Source organism: Micromonospora sp. SD19, from assembly GCF_054462275.1.
Genome location: NZ_JBTLMN010000002.1, coordinates 412,431 through 428,771, shown reverse-complemented (window position 1 = coordinate 428,771; position 16,341 = coordinate 412,431). Strand labels below are relative to the sequence as shown.

Annotated in this window: 17 protein-coding genes; 16 read left to right on the top strand and 1 reads right to left on the bottom strand. The window is 73.9% G+C overall.

Annotation, left to right across the window (positions count from 1 at the left end; genetic code table 11):
• Window positions 1-558: 558 nt before the first annotated feature.
• On the bottom strand, window positions 559-1,188 hold the full coding sequence (locus ACX27O_RS09140) for a TetR/AcrR family transcriptional regulator (protein WP_030327517.1): 630 nt from the start codon (window positions 1,186-1,188) through the stop codon (window positions 559-561).
• A 67-nt stretch (window positions 1,189-1,255) separates the two neighbouring features.
• On the opposite strand from ACX27O_RS09140, the gene ACX27O_RS09135 reads away from it, so the two are divergent.
• The 16 genes from ACX27O_RS09135 (at window position 1,256) to ACX27O_RS09060 (ending at window position 16,331) form a co-directional block, all read left to right on the top strand.
• Window positions 1,256-2,419: an FAD-dependent oxidoreductase gene (locus tag ACX27O_RS09135; protein WP_458939250.1), complete on the top strand. Its 1,164-nt coding sequence runs from the start codon at window positions 1,256-1,258 to the stop codon at window positions 2,417-2,419.
• 215 nt (window positions 2,420-2,634) lie between these two features.
• On the top strand, window positions 2,635-3,417 hold the full coding sequence (locus tag ACX27O_RS09130) for an LppM family (lipo)protein (RefSeq protein ID WP_458939249.1): 783 nt from the start codon (window positions 2,635-2,637) through the stop codon (window positions 3,415-3,417).
• 148 nt (window positions 3,418-3,565) lie between these two features.
• A complete protein-coding gene (locus ACX27O_RS09125) occupies window positions 3,566-3,901 on the top strand; it encodes a hypothetical protein (RefSeq protein WP_030327513.1) in 336 nt (111 codons plus the stop codon).
• A 13-nt stretch (window positions 3,902-3,914) separates the two neighbouring features.
• Entirely contained in the window at window positions 3,915-4,523 is a 609-nt protein-coding gene (locus ACX27O_RS09120) for a glycine zipper family protein (protein WP_210866078.1), read from the top strand.
• Entirely contained in the window at window positions 4,520-5,218 is a 699-nt protein-coding gene (locus ACX27O_RS09115) for a carboxypeptidase-like regulatory domain-containing protein (protein WP_210860834.1), read from the top strand. The genes ACX27O_RS09120 and ACX27O_RS09115 overlap by 4 nt, the downstream gene beginning before the upstream one ends.
• Window positions 5,219-5,241: 23 nt before the next feature.
• Entirely contained in the window at window positions 5,242-6,492 is a 1,251-nt protein-coding gene (locus ACX27O_RS09110) for a phage tail sheath family protein (RefSeq protein ID WP_358126061.1), read from the top strand.
• Between the two features lies 1 nt (window position 6,493).
• Window positions 6,494-6,976, top strand: a complete 483-nt coding sequence (locus ACX27O_RS09105; protein WP_030327509.1) for a phage tail protein — start codon at window positions 6,494-6,496, stop codon at window positions 6,974-6,976.
• Window positions 6,951-8,495, top strand: a complete 1,545-nt coding sequence (locus ACX27O_RS09100) for a hypothetical protein (protein ID WP_458939248.1) — start codon at window positions 6,951-6,953, stop codon at window positions 8,493-8,495. The genes ACX27O_RS09105 and ACX27O_RS09100 overlap by 26 nt, the downstream gene beginning before the upstream one ends.
• Entirely contained in the window at window positions 8,495-9,400 is a 906-nt protein-coding gene (locus tag ACX27O_RS09095) for a CIS tube protein (protein ID WP_458939247.1), read from the top strand. The genes ACX27O_RS09100 and ACX27O_RS09095 overlap by 1 nt, the downstream gene beginning before the upstream one ends.
• Window positions 9,397-10,989 (top strand): contractile injection system protein, VgrG/Pvc8 family, encoded by a 1,593-nt coding sequence (locus ACX27O_RS09090; protein WP_458939246.1) that lies wholly within the window; start codon window positions 9,397-9,399, stop codon window positions 10,987-10,989. Before ACX27O_RS09095 ends, ACX27O_RS09090 begins: the two co-directional genes overlap by 4 nt.
• Complete coding sequence (locus ACX27O_RS09085) at window positions 10,986-11,327, top strand: hypothetical protein (RefSeq protein WP_247676495.1); 342 nt, start codon at window positions 10,986-10,988, stop codon at window positions 11,325-11,327. The genes ACX27O_RS09090 and ACX27O_RS09085 overlap by 4 nt, the downstream gene beginning before the upstream one ends.
• Complete coding sequence (locus ACX27O_RS09080) at window positions 11,324-11,758, top strand: GPW/gp25 family protein (protein WP_210863368.1); 435 nt, start codon at window positions 11,324-11,326, stop codon at window positions 11,756-11,758. The genes ACX27O_RS09085 and ACX27O_RS09080 overlap by 4 nt, the downstream gene beginning before the upstream one ends.
• The gene (locus ACX27O_RS09075; RefSeq protein ID WP_458939245.1) at window positions 11,755-14,451 is read left to right on the top strand and encodes a putative baseplate assembly protein; all 2,697 of its coding nucleotides are present in this window, start codon (window positions 11,755-11,757) and stop codon (window positions 14,449-14,451) included. The genes ACX27O_RS09080 and ACX27O_RS09075 overlap by 4 nt, the downstream gene beginning before the upstream one ends.
• Window positions 14,432-14,947: a phage tail protein gene (locus ACX27O_RS09070; protein ID WP_210862560.1), complete on the top strand. Its 516-nt coding sequence runs from the start codon at window positions 14,432-14,434 to the stop codon at window positions 14,945-14,947. Before ACX27O_RS09075 ends, ACX27O_RS09070 begins: the two co-directional genes overlap by 20 nt.
• Entirely contained in the window at window positions 14,944-15,873 is a 930-nt protein-coding gene (locus ACX27O_RS09065) for a hypothetical protein (protein WP_210862562.1), read from the top strand. The genes ACX27O_RS09070 and ACX27O_RS09065 overlap by 4 nt, the downstream gene beginning before the upstream one ends.
• Window positions 15,870-16,331 (top strand): hypothetical protein, encoded by a 462-nt coding sequence (locus tag ACX27O_RS09060; protein ID WP_210862564.1) that lies wholly within the window; start codon window positions 15,870-15,872, stop codon window positions 16,329-16,331. Before ACX27O_RS09065 ends, ACX27O_RS09060 begins: the two co-directional genes overlap by 4 nt.
• The last annotated feature ends 10 nt before the right edge of the window (window positions 16,332-16,341 follow it).

Here is a 16,341-nt window from a genome sequence, read left to right as displayed (position 1 = left end):
TGACCGTGTCGAGTCCGAGGCCGTAGACGAATCAACCGCGATGTCGCGAACGGATCAAACTCGCGGCAGTAGTCGGATCGAGCCGGATATCGCAAACGGGCCCGACTCGATGTCGAAACCGGCCTGGCCCGATGCCGCAACCCGGTCTACCTCGGTGGTGCAAGCTGAGCTGGCCCGATGTCGCAAACCGGCCTGGCTCGATGGTGCAAGCTGAGCCGGCCCGATGTCGGAAGCTGACCTGGTCCGAGTCGCAAGACGATCCGGATCGATATCGCGAGCGGATCTGGCTCGATGTCGTCAACGATTCAGCTCCAAAGGGGCCCACCCACGGCACCACGTCGACGGCCCACGGTATTCCGAGATGACCGTCTCCCATCACCCGTCGGGCCTGCCACCGGGACTGCCGCCGCGCCCCGCCCGGTGCCAGCGCGCCCACGTTCTCGACGGACCCGCCAGGCCCACCCACCAGGCAGGCCCACCCACCAGGCAGGTCCGCGCACCAGGCAGGCCCACCCACCAGGCCCGCTTCGGGGCTCGACTGCCGGCAGGCCGGTCGGGTCAGGTCCCGGTGAGGGCGCGCAGCAGTGTCCGGACGGCGGCGCTCAGGTCGGCGCGGCTGGCCGCGCTACCCGGCGGCGGGGCGGTGAGCGCGCCCGCGCCGGCCAGCCGGTCGAAGAGCAGCCCGTCCACGAACGCCACGAACTGGTCGCCCTGCCGGTCGGGGTCGGTCGCCCCGGCCCGGGTCAGCAGGTCCCGGGCCTGCACCCGCAGGCCGGTGCCGTGCTGCAGGATGCTGCGCAGCTCAGGCCGGTGCACCGCCTCCAGCAGGCAGGCGTAGCGGGCCAGGCTTCGGCTGCGCCCGGTGCTCAACCAGCGGTCGAGCACCTCGGCGACTCCGGCGGCGAGCGCGTCGAGGTCGCCACTGTCGAGCCGGGGAGCCGGTGTCGGGGGCGGCGGGTCGGTCGGCAGGTCGTACGCGGCCAGGTCGGCCCGGTCCCGTTCGGCGAGCCGTCCCACCACGGCCTCGATCAGCGCCTGGCGGGTCCGCAGGTACGCGGAGGTGGTGCCCGGCGGCACGCCGGCGCGGCCGTCGACCGCCCGGTGGGTGAGGGCTCGCATGCCGCCGTCGGCGATCAGTTCGATGGCGGCGTCGGTCAGCGTCGCGACCCGGTTCGCCCGCGCCGTCATGGCGGTCCCCCTCTCCCGTGTTCCGCAGGTAGTATCCTCCTTCTACAGATGTAGAAGGAGGATCGGCATGAGCGACGCGCACGCGGTGGTGGTGGGTGGCGGCATCGGCGGGTTGAGCGCGGCGCTCGCCCTGCACCGGCAGGGATGGCGGGTCACCGTGCTGGAGCGCGCCCCCGAGCTGCGCGAGGTCGGCGCCGGCCTGAGCCTGATGGCCAACGCGGTGCGCGCGCTGGACGCCCTCGGCCTCGGCCCGACAGTGCGCCGAGGTGGGCACGGCGAGGCACCCGGCGGCATCCGCAACCGGCACGGCCGGTGGCTGTCCCGGGTGGACGCCACGGAGATGGTCCGGCAGCTGGGCACCACCGCGCTCGGCGTGCACCGGGCCACGCTGCACCGCACCCTGCGCGAGGCGCTGCCCGCCTCGTCCCTGCACACCTCGGCCACCGTGGAGCACGTCGGGTCCAACCCGGAACGGGCGTCGGTGCGTTACCGGACCCCGAACGGCCCGCGCACCCTCACCGCCGATCTGGTGGTCGGCGCCGACGGCCTGCGCAGCCGGGTCCGCGCCCAGCTCTGGCCGCAACACCCCGGCCCGGTGTACGCCGGATCGACGGCGTGGCGGGCGGCCATCGCGTTTGCGGACCCGGTCCCGGCCGCCATCACCTGGGGGCCGGGGGCCGAGTTCGGCATGGTGCCGATCGGCGACGGTCAGCTCTACTGGTACGCCGCACTGAACGCCCCGCCGGGCGGCCACGCCCCCGACGAACTCGCGGCCGTGCGGGAGCGCTTCGGCGACTGGCACGACCCCATTCCGGCGCTGCTCGCGGCCACCCCGCCCGGCGTCGTGCTGCGCAACGACATCCACCACCTGGCCGCGCCGCTGCCGTCGTACGTGCGGGGGCGGGTGGCGCTGCTCGGCGACGCCGCCCACGCGATGACACCCAACCTCGGCCAGGGGGCCGGACAGGCCATCGAGGACGCGGTGGTGCTCGGCGCGGTCTGCGCCAACGGCGCCGAGGGGCTGCCGGCCGCCCTGGGCGCGTACGACGAGCAGCGCCGACCGCGCAGTCAGGCCGTCGCCCGAGCCTCCGTCACCGCCGGCCGGTTCGGACAGCAACTATGCCATCCGATCGCCGTCGCGGTGCGCGACACCGCGTTGCGGCTCACCCCGGGGCGGGTCGCGCTGCACAGCATGGCCCGGTACGCGGACTGGCGACCGCCGGCTGGCTGAGCCGGCCGCAGGATCCACCGGCCAGACGCCCGCGACAATTCCCATCCGATCAGCGCACAGCCGACGATGGACCGTCGTCGCCCCAAAACTCCAGAATAGTCATTCGGGTCGTCGTCCGGGCTAATCAAAGACGACAGCGCGTCGGTACAATCGGCGACTTCGTTGTGACCGATCGCTGACTGCTGATGATGAAAGCGATCACACACACTGAGCCCATGAACAGGAGAGTCAACCGCGGCAGAGCACTCCGCGTCGCGGTGTGCCTCTTCCTTCTCGCCGCGCTGAGCGGCTGCATGCAACTCAACATGGGGTTGACGGTCAACGCCGACGACACTGTCGACGGCCAGCTCCTGCTGACGGCCCAGAAGTCCCTGCTGAGCGGGCGCAACAAGAACCTCCCGGTCGCCTTCGCGGAGTTGCGGCAGAACATCCCCGCCCTGCCCGCCGGCGAGGAGACCCTTTACCAGGACGACACTTTTTACGGATCCCAGATCAGTTACCGCAAGGCGCCGCTCGCCGGTTTCGACACCGAGAGCGTGAAACTGGTCAGGGACGGCGATCTGTACCGCTTCACGCTGCCGCTCGACCCGAAGAAATATGGCGGAAAGGTCGCGGAGCAGAATCCGCAGAACCAACAGGCGTTCCTCAAGCTCATGTCGTTCGAGATCTCGGTGACATTTCCCGGCCGGGTGATCGACAGCAATGGCACCGTCAACGGCCGGTCGGTCAGTTGGAAGGTCGACCCCAACCAGGAGAAGCCGACCGAACTGCGGGCCGTGGCCGAGGCCCCGCCCCGCCCGTCCACGTCACCGGCCGCCGCCGGCGGTGACGACGACGGCGGATTCCCCTGGCTGCTGGTCGTCGGCGGTGTCCTCCTCCTGCTGATGATCACCGCGGTGGGCGTACTCCTGGTGCGCCGCCGCCTACCCGCGACGCCGGCCGCGCCCGGTCCGACCCCGCCGCCGGGCCCGCACGCCGGCGCCCCGGGGCCCGGCTGATCCATCTGGTGGCCGGCCCCGGCCGGCCACGCCCGGCCCCGGCCGCCCCCGAACCGACGGCGACCGGCCCCGGTGCTCCCGCTGCGGGCGCACCGAACCTCACCACCACCACATCCCGGTCGCACCATCGCAGAAAAGGGGGATCGTCATGAACGATCTCTTCACCTGGGCAGCTCTGGGGACGATCGCCGGCGCGAGCGCCGCCACCCTGCTGGCCACCAACGTCATCGGCGGGCTGATCGGCCCGAGCGGCGACAAGCTCCGCAAGTGGATCGCCATCGCCATCGCGCTGCTGCTGTCCTACGTGACGGCGGCGTTCGCCGACGACGCCGGCGGCGAGAAGTGGGTCATCGCCTTCTTCAACGCGCTGGTCATCTTCTCCGCCGCGCTCGGCGTCAACCAGTTCCCACCCGGCAACCGGCAGGCAACGCCGACGCAGGTCGCCAGCGGTCGCGAGCCCCGAGTCTTCCGTTCCTGGGTCTGAGAGGGGTGTCGTCATGGTCTTCGGAATCCTCAGCGCCGTCATCCAGGTCGGCTTCGGGGCCCTGCTCGGCTTCCTCGCCGGTGGCCCGATCGGGCTGCTGATCGGCGCCGTCGTGGGCCTGGTCGTCGGCGCGGTCTTCGGCTGGTCGGTGGCCTCCGCCGGGGTGTACGCCTCGGACGCCCGCGGCATCTTCCTCTTCGTCGTCGACCACACCTGGAGTCTGCTCAACACTGTCGTCGGCGCCATCTACCTGACCGTGCACCTGATCTTCGGGCACTCCCTGGACCGGCCCACCTCGCTGGGCAGTGGACGGGTCAGCGTGGTGGAGGGGGTCTCACCCCGCTACGCCACCACCATCGGCACGGTCTGCGCCGGCTCCAGCTCCGGCATCCAGCGGCACGAGGACGTGCACATCTTCCAGGGCCGCCTGCTCGGGCCGCTCTACATCCCCCTGGTGCTGGCCAACTACGTCCTGTTCACCATCGCGCCGGTGTGGCTGCTCTACCACGATCACACCAACGCGCCGATCAACCGCTTCACCCGGTACTTCGAGATCGGCGTCTACCCGCACGTCTGGAACGAGGCCATCGCGTACCGGATCCAGGGGACGCCACCGCGATGAGCACCCACGGGCGCGGACCGATCGAGACCGCCACCGCCGAGCTGGTCGCCTGGGTGACCAGCGCGGCGGGGGAACCCGTCCCGGTCGGCCCGCCCCGCGCGTGCGACGACGCCGACGGGCTCACCCTCTGGCCCCTCGACCTGCGCCCGGCCCGGCAGACCCGCTCCAGCGGCGCGGTCCGCGAACCGTACCGGTTCACGGTCCGCCACCTGCTCTGCGTGACCGGGCCCGCCGGGTTGCCCCGGCTGGATCGGGTGCTCACCGCCGCGACCAGCGACGGCAGGTACCCGGTGGTGCTGGAGGCCGGCGACGCACCACTGTGGACGGCGTTCGGTGCGGCGCCCCGACCGGCGCTGCTGATCGACGTGGCGGCGCAGGTGGACCACCCGACCCCGGCCGCGCCGCCGGTGCGGCAACCGCTGCGGTTGCGGCAACTCGACGTGCGCAGCCTCCGTGGGCGGGTCGTCGGCCCGGAGCACCAGCCACTGGCCGCGATGCGGGTCGAGCTGCCCGGCACCGGGTCCGTCACCCGCACCGACCCACAGGGCCGGTTCCTGATCGCCGGTGTGCCGCACGACCCCGAGCACCCGGGCCCGGTCCGGCTGCGGCTGACCGGACGCGGGCTCGTCCTCACCGCCGACGTCGACGCGGGCGAGGACGACATCGTCATCGTCTGCGCGCCACCGACCCACTGACACCCACCCGCTAAGGAGGGCCGATGCCCAGTTACTTCTCCCCCGGCATCTATGTCGAGGAGGTCCCCAGCGGCGCCCGACCGATCGGGCCGGTGAGCACCAGCATCGCCGCCTTCGTCGGCGTCGCCCCGGACCGCTCCGCCCACCTGGGCAGGGCGGTGCCGGTCAACAACTGGACGGAGTTCCTGCGGCTCTTCGCCGGCGGCGAGCGGGTGGAGAGCACTCCCCTGGCCCGGGCGGTCTTCGGGTTCCTGGACAACGGGGGCGCCCGCTGCTGGGTCGTCAACGTCGGCGAGGGCGGCGCGATCACCGGCACCGGGCAGCGGCGCGGCGGCCTGCAACTGTTGGAAGCCGTCGACGAGATCTCCATCATCGCCGCACCCGGCTTCCACGACGTGGTGTCCCACGAGGCGCTGCTCAGCATGGCCGAACGCACCCGCACCATGGTCGCGATCTGCGACCCGGCGCCGGACATCGACGACATCTCCGCGTTGACCCGGGTCGCCACGCCGTCCGCCGGCAAACCCGCCAAGCCCGCCGACGGTGCGGCCGCCGGCCCTGGCGGCGGCTCCGCCCAGCCGGGTGGCTCCGGCGGCCACGAGGGGGCCGCGTACCGGCCGCGACAGTCCGAGTTCGGCGCGTTCTACTACCCCTGGTTGCGGGTCCGCGACCCGATCAGCGGCGAGTTGGAACTCACCCCGCCGAGCGGGCACCTGGCCGGCATCTGGGCCCGCACCGACGCCCTGCGCGGTGTGCACAAGGCCCCCGCCAACGAACCCGTACGCGGCGCCGTCGACCTGGGCTACCTGGTCACCCGACCCGAGCACGACGTGCTCAACCCCAAGGGCGTCAACGTGATCCGGTACTTCGCCGGTGAGGGCATCCGCGTCTGGGGCGCCCGTACGCTCGCCGCCGAGGCCAGCGAGTGGCGCTACCTCAACGTCCGGCGACTCAGCATCGCCATCGAGCAGGCCATCGCCAACGGCACCCGGTGGATGGTGTTCGAGCCCAACGACTTCACCCTCTGGCGCTCGATCCGCCGCGACATCGGGGCGTTCCTCACCCGGGTGTGGCGTGACGGCGCGCTGCTCGGGCGCAGCCCCGAGGAGGCGTTCTTCGTCAAGTGCGACGAGGAGACCAACCCGCCGGACGTCCGTGACGCCGGCATGGTGATCGCCCACATCGGCATCGCCGTCGTCAAGCCCGCCGAATTCGTGGTGTTCAAGCTGAGCCAGTGGGCCGGCGGCACCGAGACCGAGACGATCGGAGGCTGACATGCCCACCACCGCGACCCCGCAACCCGGCGCGCCGGTCGACCCGTACCGGGCGTACAACTTCCGCCTGCTCATCAACGGTGTCACCAACGGTCACTTCACCGAGATGACCGGGTTGGAGGTGAACATTCCCGGGCAGCCGTACCGGGAGCACGGCCTGGGTCGGATGCGGATGGTGCCCGGTCAGGCCGAGTACGAGCCGGTGACGCTGCACTTCGGTCTCACCGCCTCCCGCGAGCTGTGGGACTGGGTGAACGCCACCGCCCAGGGCACCCTCAACCGGCGCAACGTCTCAGTGGTGCTGCTCGACTCGGTGGGCACCGCCGAGGTGCTGCGCTGGAACCTGATCGACGCGTGGCCGACCCGGTGGCGCGGCGCGCACCTCAACACCCTCAGCCACGAGATCGCCATCGCCTCGCTGACCCTGCGGTACGAGGGCCTGGAGCTGGAGACCGGCGGTGCCACCGCGCCGACGCCCGCGTAGCTGGCTGGCCGGCCGACTGCGTTCGGCGGCAGGGGCGGTGCAGCGCCTCGCCGGGCGGGTCGAGCCGGACGGGCACCTGCCGTCGCCGTCGCCGCTGTCGGAGCCGCCCGTGGCGACGCCGCGCCGTTTCGGGGAGCCACCGCGGCACTGGCTGGACCTGGTCGCCGCCCACGCGCCCGGCCTGCTGCACGACCTGGACCTCGACCCGTCCCCGGCCGACGCCGAGGTCGGGGATGGGCAGCCGGTCGGATCGACGGGCCGGGTCGACTCCGTCGCCCCGGGCCCCGGCACGTTCAGCCGGTTCCCCAGGCCCGGCCGGGCCGGTGGGTCCGGCAGTCGCGACGGCGAGGTCGAAGCGGGCGGACCCGCCAGCGCGGGCGGCGGGACGGGCCCGCGGGGTCGCGGTCCGCGCGGGGACACCGGGCCGACCAGGTCACCTGCCGAGCACCGCAACGGCAGGTCGGTCCGCCCGTCACCGGGCGGTGACCAGCCCGACGGTACTGGTGCCGGCGCCGCTGGTACGTCGGCCGACGCCGACGGTACGAGGGCCGGTGCCGCTGCTACGTGGGCCGGTGCCGCCGGCCGGTACGGGGGCGGGGCGTCGCCGTCCCGTTCGGACACGACATCGCCGCCGACCGGCGCGACCTGGCCCGACGTGTGGGCCGAACCGACCGGGTCGCACGCGTGGGCCGAACCGACCGGGCCGGACCGGTCGGCCGAACCGACCTGGCCGGTGGGGCCGGGCGCGGCGGTGCCCCCGGTACGACCGGCGAACCGGGACACCAGCACCGCCGTCGACGCCACGGCCCTCGACGCGAGCGGACTGCCCCGATCGGCCCCGCAGCCCGTCCGCTCCATGGTTTTCCGAGCGCAGAGTCCACCGGGCAGCCGCCCCCACCGACCGGAGCCCGAACCCACCCCCACCACCGCACGCCCGCCCCGGGGCGCACCCTGGCCCGGCGCGGTCGACCACGGTCCCGGGCGTTCCGCCGACTCGCCCGCCGCATCTCCCACCGCCACCCGGAGCACCGGTGGCCACGACGGGTCCCCCGGCGACTCGGACGGTCCGCCCCGGCCCGGAACGGACCAGCGCGGCCGGCGTACCGGCGCACCGAGCGCGGCCCGGTCGGCGCGCGCGGACTCAACGACGTGGTCCGGGCGTCCGGCCTGGCCGGACCTGGGCGGGGCCGACGCATCCGGGACCGGCCGCACCGCGACGGATGGCCGGGACACGCCCACCACCGGGCGCGGGGACGTGACGCGCGTCGGGGACGGTGACCGCTGGGTGGACCTGCCCGGCGAACAGGCTCGGTCCGGGCGACGGGCCGCCCTGCCCGACCCCGGGTGGGACACCGTCGGCGGCGGACGGGCGACGGGCATTGCGACGCCGGTCGGGTCGGCGAGGGGCGACGACCCGTGGCCGGCGCTGCCCGACGACAGCGCACTGTGGTCGGTCGCCGAGCCGGCGCTGGACACCGCCCAGCTGAGCCGACTGGACCGGGAACAGGCGGGTGACTGATGGAACGCGTCGCCTTTCTCATCGACTCCACGGGTGTCCGGGTGGACTGCCTGCTCAACCCGGAGACCGTGCAGGTGACCCGGCTCGCCGGGGTCCGCCAGCGGGGTGCCGGCGGCGGGCAGCTCACCGGGTCCGGCCTGGCCGACGACCCGCTGGTCTTCACCGGCGGGGGTCGCACCGAGCTGGTGCTCGATCTGCTCTTCGACGTCGACTTCGTGGAGGCGCAGCTGCGTCCGGCCGACGTGCGGGTGCTCACCCGTCCGTTGTGGATGCTGGCGGAGAACTCCACCGCCGACCACGGTTGGCTGCGGCCGCCGCTGGTCCGGTTGGTCTGGGGCAAGACCTGGAACGTGCCCGGTGTGATCATCGCGGTGGCGGAACGCTTCGACGCGTTCACCGGCACCGGGTCACCGCGACGGTCCTGGCTGCGGCTGAAGCTGGTCCGCGCCGCCGAGACGGCCGACCAGGCCGAGGCCGGCTTCGCCGAGGAGTTGGCCGCCGCGAGCACCCCGACCGCCGCGCCGGGCAGCGCGGTGATCGCCGCCGGTGACGGCGCGGCCGAGCCGGGTCGCTCCGGCGTACGGTTCGACCTGCTGGCCAACGACGCGCTCGGCTCGCCGCTGCGCTGGCGGCTGCTGGCCGAACACAACCGGATCACCGACCCCCTCGCCGTGCCGGCCGGCACCACCCTCGCCGTCCCACCAGCCGGCCCGCCGGGCGGTGGGCCGACACTGGCGGGTGCGGTGACCGGAGTCGCGCGGGCGGTGGCCGGCGCGGTCGGCGCCGGCGCGTCGTTCGTGGGCGCCTCCATCGCCACCGCGCCCGCCGCCTGGGGCCCGACGGCGGGATCGTCGACCGGGCCCACCCCGACCAGCGCACACCCGAGCCCCGGGGGTGCGTCGTGACCAGCGTCGCGCCCCGGGCGTTGATCGTCCTGCTCGAGGGCGTCGAGCTGGTCGGCGCCGCTCGTCAGCGGATCCGGTCACTGCGGGTGGCGGCCCGCCTCGACCAGCCCACCCAGGCCGAGCTGGTGCTCGCCACCACCGCCGGGGTCGGCGCGTTCGACCCGGCGGTACGCCCCGGCACGGCGCTCGACGTACGGCTCGCCGACCACGCGGACGCCCTGTTCACCGGTGAGGTCACCGGCGTGGAGGTGGAGTACGCGGCCGACGGGGCGGCGGTGCTGCGGTTGCGGGCGTACGACCCGCTGCACCGGTTGCGCAAACGGCAGGGGTTGCGGGTGTTCACCTCGGTGACCGCCGTCGAGCTGGCCCGGGAGCTGTGCGACGCGGTGGGGCTGACGGTGACCGCCGAGGATGACGGTCCCCGGTTGGAGCGGCTGCTCCAGCACCGGCACAGCGATCTGGAGTTGCTGCGCGAGGTGGCCGGCCGGGCCGGCCTGCACCTGGCCGCCGACGGTGACGGGGTCCGGCTGGTCACCCTCGCCGGTTACGGGGAACCGGTCGTGTTGACGCTCGGCGCGGGGGTGCACACCCTGCGACTGTCCACCAACACCGATCAGGCCAGTGGTGCCAGCGCCGCGCTGGGTTGGCATCCGCAGCGGGCCGAGGTGATCAGCCAGCAGGTCGACGAGGCCCGTTGCGGCAGGCCCGCCGACGACCGCCCGGATCCGGCCGACGTGGGTGCCGGCGGGGTTCGCACCGCAGTGGACCAGCCCGGCCGCAGCGACGACGAGTTGGCGGCGTTGGCCCAGGCCCGCCTGGACACCCGGGCGGCGACGCTGGTCACCGCCGAGGGGGTGGCCGAGGGCGATCCGGCGCTGCGTCCGGGCCGCCGCGTCGACCTGGGTGGGGTGCCGGACCCGGTCGCCGGGGCGTACGTGCTGACCGAGGTGGTGCACACGGTGGACGGCAACGGGCACCTGACCCGGTTCTCCACGGTGCCGCCGGCCATCCCGGCGGGCCCGACCGGCGGCGCGGTGGTCACCCTCGGCACGGTCACCGAGGTCGCCGACCCGGACGGGTTGGGCCGGGTCCGGTTAACCCTGCCGGCGTACGGGGACCTGGACGCCGGCTGGCTCGCCGTGCTCTGTCCCGGTGCCGGGCCGGGCAAGGGCCTCGTGGCGCTTCCCGACCCGGACGACACCGTGCTGGTGGTGCTGCCCGGCGGGGAGCCGGCCTCGGGCATCGTGCTCGGTTCGCTGTTCGGCGCGGTCGAGCCGTACGACGCGGGCATCGACGACGGGAAGGCCCGCCGTTGGACGATGCGCACCGCCGGCGGGCAGTCGATAGTCGTCGACGACGTGCGGCGCAGCCTGCGGCTGGCCACCGAGGGCGGCAGCTTCCTGGAGTTGACCCCCGACCTGGCCACCCTGCACGCGGCGTCCGACCTGGTGATCTCCGCACCCGGTCGGGCCATGGTGGTGCGCGCCCGCAGCGTGGACTTCCTGCACGCCGAGTCGACCGAGGACCCGAGCACCGCGGCGGAGCAGGCCCGAACGCTTGCCCATGCCCATCAGCAAGGAGGCGGATGATGCGGTGGCTCCACCGGGACTCCGTGATCACCTGCGATCACGACGGCCGGGTCGAGAACCGACCCTCGCGGCAGTGGGTGACAGTCACCGGCGTGCCCGTGCTCGTCGACGACGACCCGCAGGGACGCACCATCGTCGCCTGCCCGAACTACGGCCCGACCATCAAGCCGTGCACGCAGACGTTGACGGTCCGGGTCGGCTACAGCGTCTGGGTGCGCGTGGACGGGCACCGGGTGGTGCTGTCGCACCTGGAGGGTTTCACCAACGGCACACCGCCGGGGCTGGTCACGCACACCGTGCGCGACCCGGCTCAGGGGTTCCTGGGGGCGGACCGATGAGGGCGTTCCGCTTCGTCGGCGCCGGCTTCGACGCCGGCCGTACCGGCGGGTTGGCGCTGACCGCGGCCGGCGGCCTGGCGATGACCGACGGCGACGAGAGCGTACGGCAGGCGTTGTTCCTGCTCCTGTCGACCACACCGGGTGAGCGGCTGATGCGACCCGGGTACGGCTCCCGGCTGCACCGACTGGTCTTCGCGCCCAACGACGACACCACCGCCGGTCTGGCCATCCACTATGTCCGGCAGGCCATCGCCCGGTGGGAGCCCCGGGTCGAGGTGATCGACACCGACGCCGGGCCGGACCCGGACGACGCGTGGCGGTTGGTGATCCGGTTGGACTACCGGGTGCGGGCCAGCCTGACACCGGGGCAACTGGTCTTCTCCGTCGACCTGCTTCCGGCCGACGAGCCCACCCAGGAAGGAGCGTCATGACGCTGCCCGTGCCGCACCTGGACGATCGCGGCTTCCTCGACCTGGTCACCGAGGCCCGGGAACGGATCCGGCAGTCCTGCCCGGCGTGGACCGACCTGTCCGCGCACGACCCCGGCATGGCGCTGGTGGAGACCTTCGCGCACCTCACCGAAGTGATGATCTACCGGTTGAACCAGTTGCCGGAGAAGGCGTACGTCTCGTTCCTGAACCTGCTCGGGGTCACCCGGCACGCGCCGACCGCCGCCTGGGCGGACGTCCGGTTCACCCGCACCGGCACCGACCGCGCGGCGGTGCGGATCCCGGCCGGTCTGCGGGTCGCGGCGGCCCGCGGCGCGGACCCCCGGCCGGTCGTGTTCGTCACCACCGAGCCGACGCTGCTGCCGGCCGACGAGACGTCGGTGACGGTCCGGATGCACCACTGCGAACCGGTCGAGGCGGAACTGCTCGGCGTGGGCACCGGTCAGCCGGGGCAGGTGCTGCGCGCGTCGCACGCGCCGCTGACGCACACCGCCGAGGCGCTGGACCTGCTGCTCGGGGTGGAGGTGCCGGCCGGCACCGTCGAACTGGGCGCGGCGGCCCGCGAGCACGACGGTCGCACGTTCGAGATCTGGCAGCCGGTGGAGAGCTTCGCCGGGCTCGGCCCGCACGCCAAGGCGTACCTGGTCGACCGCTGCTCGGGCACCGTCACCTTCGCCCCGGCCCTCGACCTGCGACCCGCCGCCGGGGCGAGCACGGTGGCCGAGCCCGCGCCGACGTCGGTCACCGTCGCGGCCGTGCCGCCGGCCGGGCGGCAGGTCCGGCTCTGGTACCGCGCCGGTGGCGGGCCCACCGGCAACGTGGCGGCGGGCACGCTGAGCACCCTGCGCGACCCACTGCCCGGGGTACGCGTCGACAACCCCGCCCCGGCGGCTGGCGGCCGGGAGATGGAGGCGCTGGAATCGGTGCTGCTGCGCGGCCCGTACGAGTTCTTCGCCCAGCAGCGGGCGGTCACCGCCCGCGACTTCGAGGTCCTCGCGACCAGCTCCGGGGCGGTGGCGCGGGCACGGGCGTTCACCCGTGCGGCGGTGTACAGCTTCGCCCGGCCGGGCGAGGTCGAGGTGGTGCTGGTGCCGTACGTGCCGGCGGCGGCCCGTCCGGGTGGTCGGCTGCCGGTGGCGGTGCTGCGGGAGCACGAGGTGCCCGAGGCGCGCCACCGGGTCGAGGCGGACCTGGAGGAACGCCGGATGGTCGGCATCCGCTCCCGGGCCACCTGGGCGCGGTTCAAGGCGGTGTCGGTACGCGCCCGGGTGGTGGTCCGCCGCGAGGAGGACGTGGACGCGGTCCGTCGCCGCATCCACGACCGGCTGCACCAGACGTTGAGCCCGCTGCCGACCGCGCTCAACCCGACCGGCTGGCCGTTCGGTGAGCCGCTGCGGGCGTCCAACGTGTACCGGCTGCTGGAGCACGCCGAGCCGGGGGTGCGCTACGTCGAGTCGGTGCGGTTCGTTGTCGACGAGGCGCCCGACGCCGACGTGCGGGCCCTCGCCGTCGACCAGTACCAGCCGCGCACCTGGTACGCCGGGCGCGGGGCGGTGCTGTTCCGCTCCAGCAACGGCGGCGCGGGGTGGGAACCGGCCGGTCGTTTCGACGACGAGACGGTGCTGCGGGTGGCGCCCGCGCCCGCGCCGGTGCGGCCGGGCATCGTCGCCCGCCCCGGTTCGGTGGCAGTGGTGACGCTGCGGGCCTCGGGCGGCTCCCGGGTGCACCTGAGCGCCGACCTGGGCGAGACGTGGTCGCTGCTCACCGACCTGGACTCGCGGATCTCCGACGTGGCGTGGCTGGACCGCGACGGCGCGGGCGCGCTGCTGGTGGCGACCGACACCGGCCTGTACGAGGTGTCGCTGCTGCCCGGCGCGGTGCCGTTGCAGATCCTGGTCGACCCGTCCGACGCCGACCGGGGCTTCTACGCGGTCCGCACGTTCGTCTCCGAGCGGGGCGCGCCGGGTGTGGCGGTGGCCGCCCAGGCCGGCTTCGGGGTGTACCTGTCGACCAGCGGCGGCCGACCCGGCAGCTTCACCCACGTCGGACTGGCCAACGTGGACAACCGGGTGCTCGCCGTGCAGTACGACGGCCCGGCCACCCTGCTGTGGAGCGGCGCCGGCGAGCCGGACCCGAAGAAACCCGGCCAGGGTTGCCACCGCACCCGGCTGTTCGAGTCCGACGTGAAGTGGCAGTCGATGCAGGCCGGGTGGATCGGCGGCACCTGCCGGGACCTCGCGTTCGCCGGCCAGCAGGCGGTGGCGGCCACCCAGAGCGGCGGGGTGCTGCGGTTGGACACCCTGGCCGCCCAACCGCAGTGGCAGGCGGTGTCGGTCAACTCCGGGATGCCGTTGCGGGACCGGACCCGGTTCGTGCCGGTCGACGCCATCGCGATCAGCGGCCCGACATCCGGCAGCACGGGCGCGCCGGGCGTGCCGGGTGTGGCGGGTGTGGCGGGTGTGGCGGGTGCGGCGGCCGGCGGCACCGGCGCGGCGGAGCGGCTGATCCTGGCCGGCGGGGAACGCGGCGTGCACCGCAGCGCCGACGCCGTCACCTGGACGCCCAGCGCCAACCAGGCCACCGCCGACGTGGTGACTGTCCCGGATACCTGGCTGCTCTGCTCCGGCGAGCACGACATCGAGGTGGTGCGCCAGGATGCGACGCTCGGCGATTGAACGGTTGCTGCCCGCCGCCTACCAGCGGGCCTGCGTGCCGGGCAGCGTGCTCTGGGCGCTGCTGGACGTGATGGAGGGGTTGCACGCCCCGGACGAGGCGATCCTCGCCGAGGTGGACGCGCTGTTCGACCCGTACCGGGCGCCGGACGGGCTGGTCGTGCGGTTGACCCGCTGGGTGGCGATGGACCACGTGGTCGCCTCGCCCCGCCCGGACGCCCCGCTGCCGCTGCCGGTGGGGCGGCTGCGGGACCTGGTGGCCAACGCCGCCCTGCTGGCCCGCTGGCGCGGCACCCCGTACGGGCTGCGCCGGGCCTTGGAACTGGCCACCGGGACGTCGGGCTTCGTCATCGAGGAACCCGCCGAGCGGCCCTTTCACGTCGTGGTGCGGGTGCCGGTGGCCGCCGCCGGCCATCTCGCCGTGATCACCCGCATCGTCGAGACGGAGAAACCCGCCTCGGCCACCGTCGAGATCGTCCTGGAAGAGGAGTCGTCATGACCACCGAGTGGGCGGTCGTCGCCGCCGCCGAACAGTTCACAGTCGACCCGCGCAACTGCGGCGAGCTGACCTTCACCGTCTTCAACCCGGGCACCGCGCCGGACACGGTGGTGTTCGACGTGGCGCCCGGTGACGGCTCCCAGCGGTCGTGGTTCACCGTCGCCGAGCCGCAGCGGGTGGTACCCGGCCAGGGCTCGGTGTCGTTCCTGGTCAAGCTCGCCGTGCCGGCCGGCACCGCGCCCCGGCGCTACGACATGACCGGGTTCGCGTACTCGGCGAACACCGCGCCGGAGGAGAGTTCCCGCTCCAGCGGCCGGGTCACGTACGAGGTGCGGGCGGTCGCGCCGCCACGGCGTACCCCATGGTTGTGGATCGCCGCCGCGGCGGCGCTGGTGCTGGTGGTGGTCGCCGTGGGGGTGGTGTTGCTGACCCGCGACGGCGAGCCGCCCCCCGGCGAGCCGCGAGTGGTCACCGTCGAGGCGGAGAGCCTGGTCCCGGGCGCGGTGGTGGACTCCCCGGCGAAGAGCGGGGCGAAGGTGGAGGCGCAACCCAACTGCTGCGGGGTGACCTGGTCCGGTGACACGCAGTTGTTCTTCCAGGGGTTGGCCATCGGTGACCGGGTCACCGTGACGGTGCAGATCCCGGCCGACGGCACCTGGCGGTTCGCCGCGGTACGCACCACCTCCCTCGACTACGCCAACACCGTGTTCACGATCGACGGCACCCAGGTCGGCGGCACGTTCCTCGGCTTCTCGCCGACGGTGCGCAGGACGGAGCTGCTGGACGTCGGGACGGTGCGGCTCAGCAAAGGCCCGCACCAGGTCACGCTGCTGGTGGTGGGCAAGACGCAGGGCACGAACCGCTACTTCGCGGGGGTCGACGAGATCCGGTTCACCGAAATCGTGGCGCGGGCCGTGGCGCGATGAGCGGTCGGCAGAAGGCGCTGCTGGGGTTGCTCGCCATCCTGCTGGTGGCGCTGTTCGTGGTCGCGGTCGGGGCGGGTCGCGGCGACCGGGGTGATCCGGCGGCCCGACACGGGTTGGTCGACCGGTTGGCCGCGCTGGGCGGCGAGCGTGCGGCGGTGGACCCGGCGACGGTCGGCGCCGACTGCTTCGAGTTGCCCGGTCGGCTGGTCTTCTCCGGCACCTGCGTGCTGCGGGTCGCCGACCCGGGCGGGCTACGCACGCTGGTGATGCGCAGCGCGGCGCCGTTCACTGTCGTCGCACCGGCACCCGGGGACGCCGACCTCACCATCCGCGACGAGGTGGAACCGGCGGCGGACGGGACCGGCGCGGTGGCGAAGATCGCCGTCGACCAGGCCACCGAGGTGGGCCTGGTCTGCCCCGGCCTGGGCGGCTGCACTGTCGTCGTGGCCACATCCTGACCCGGGCTGA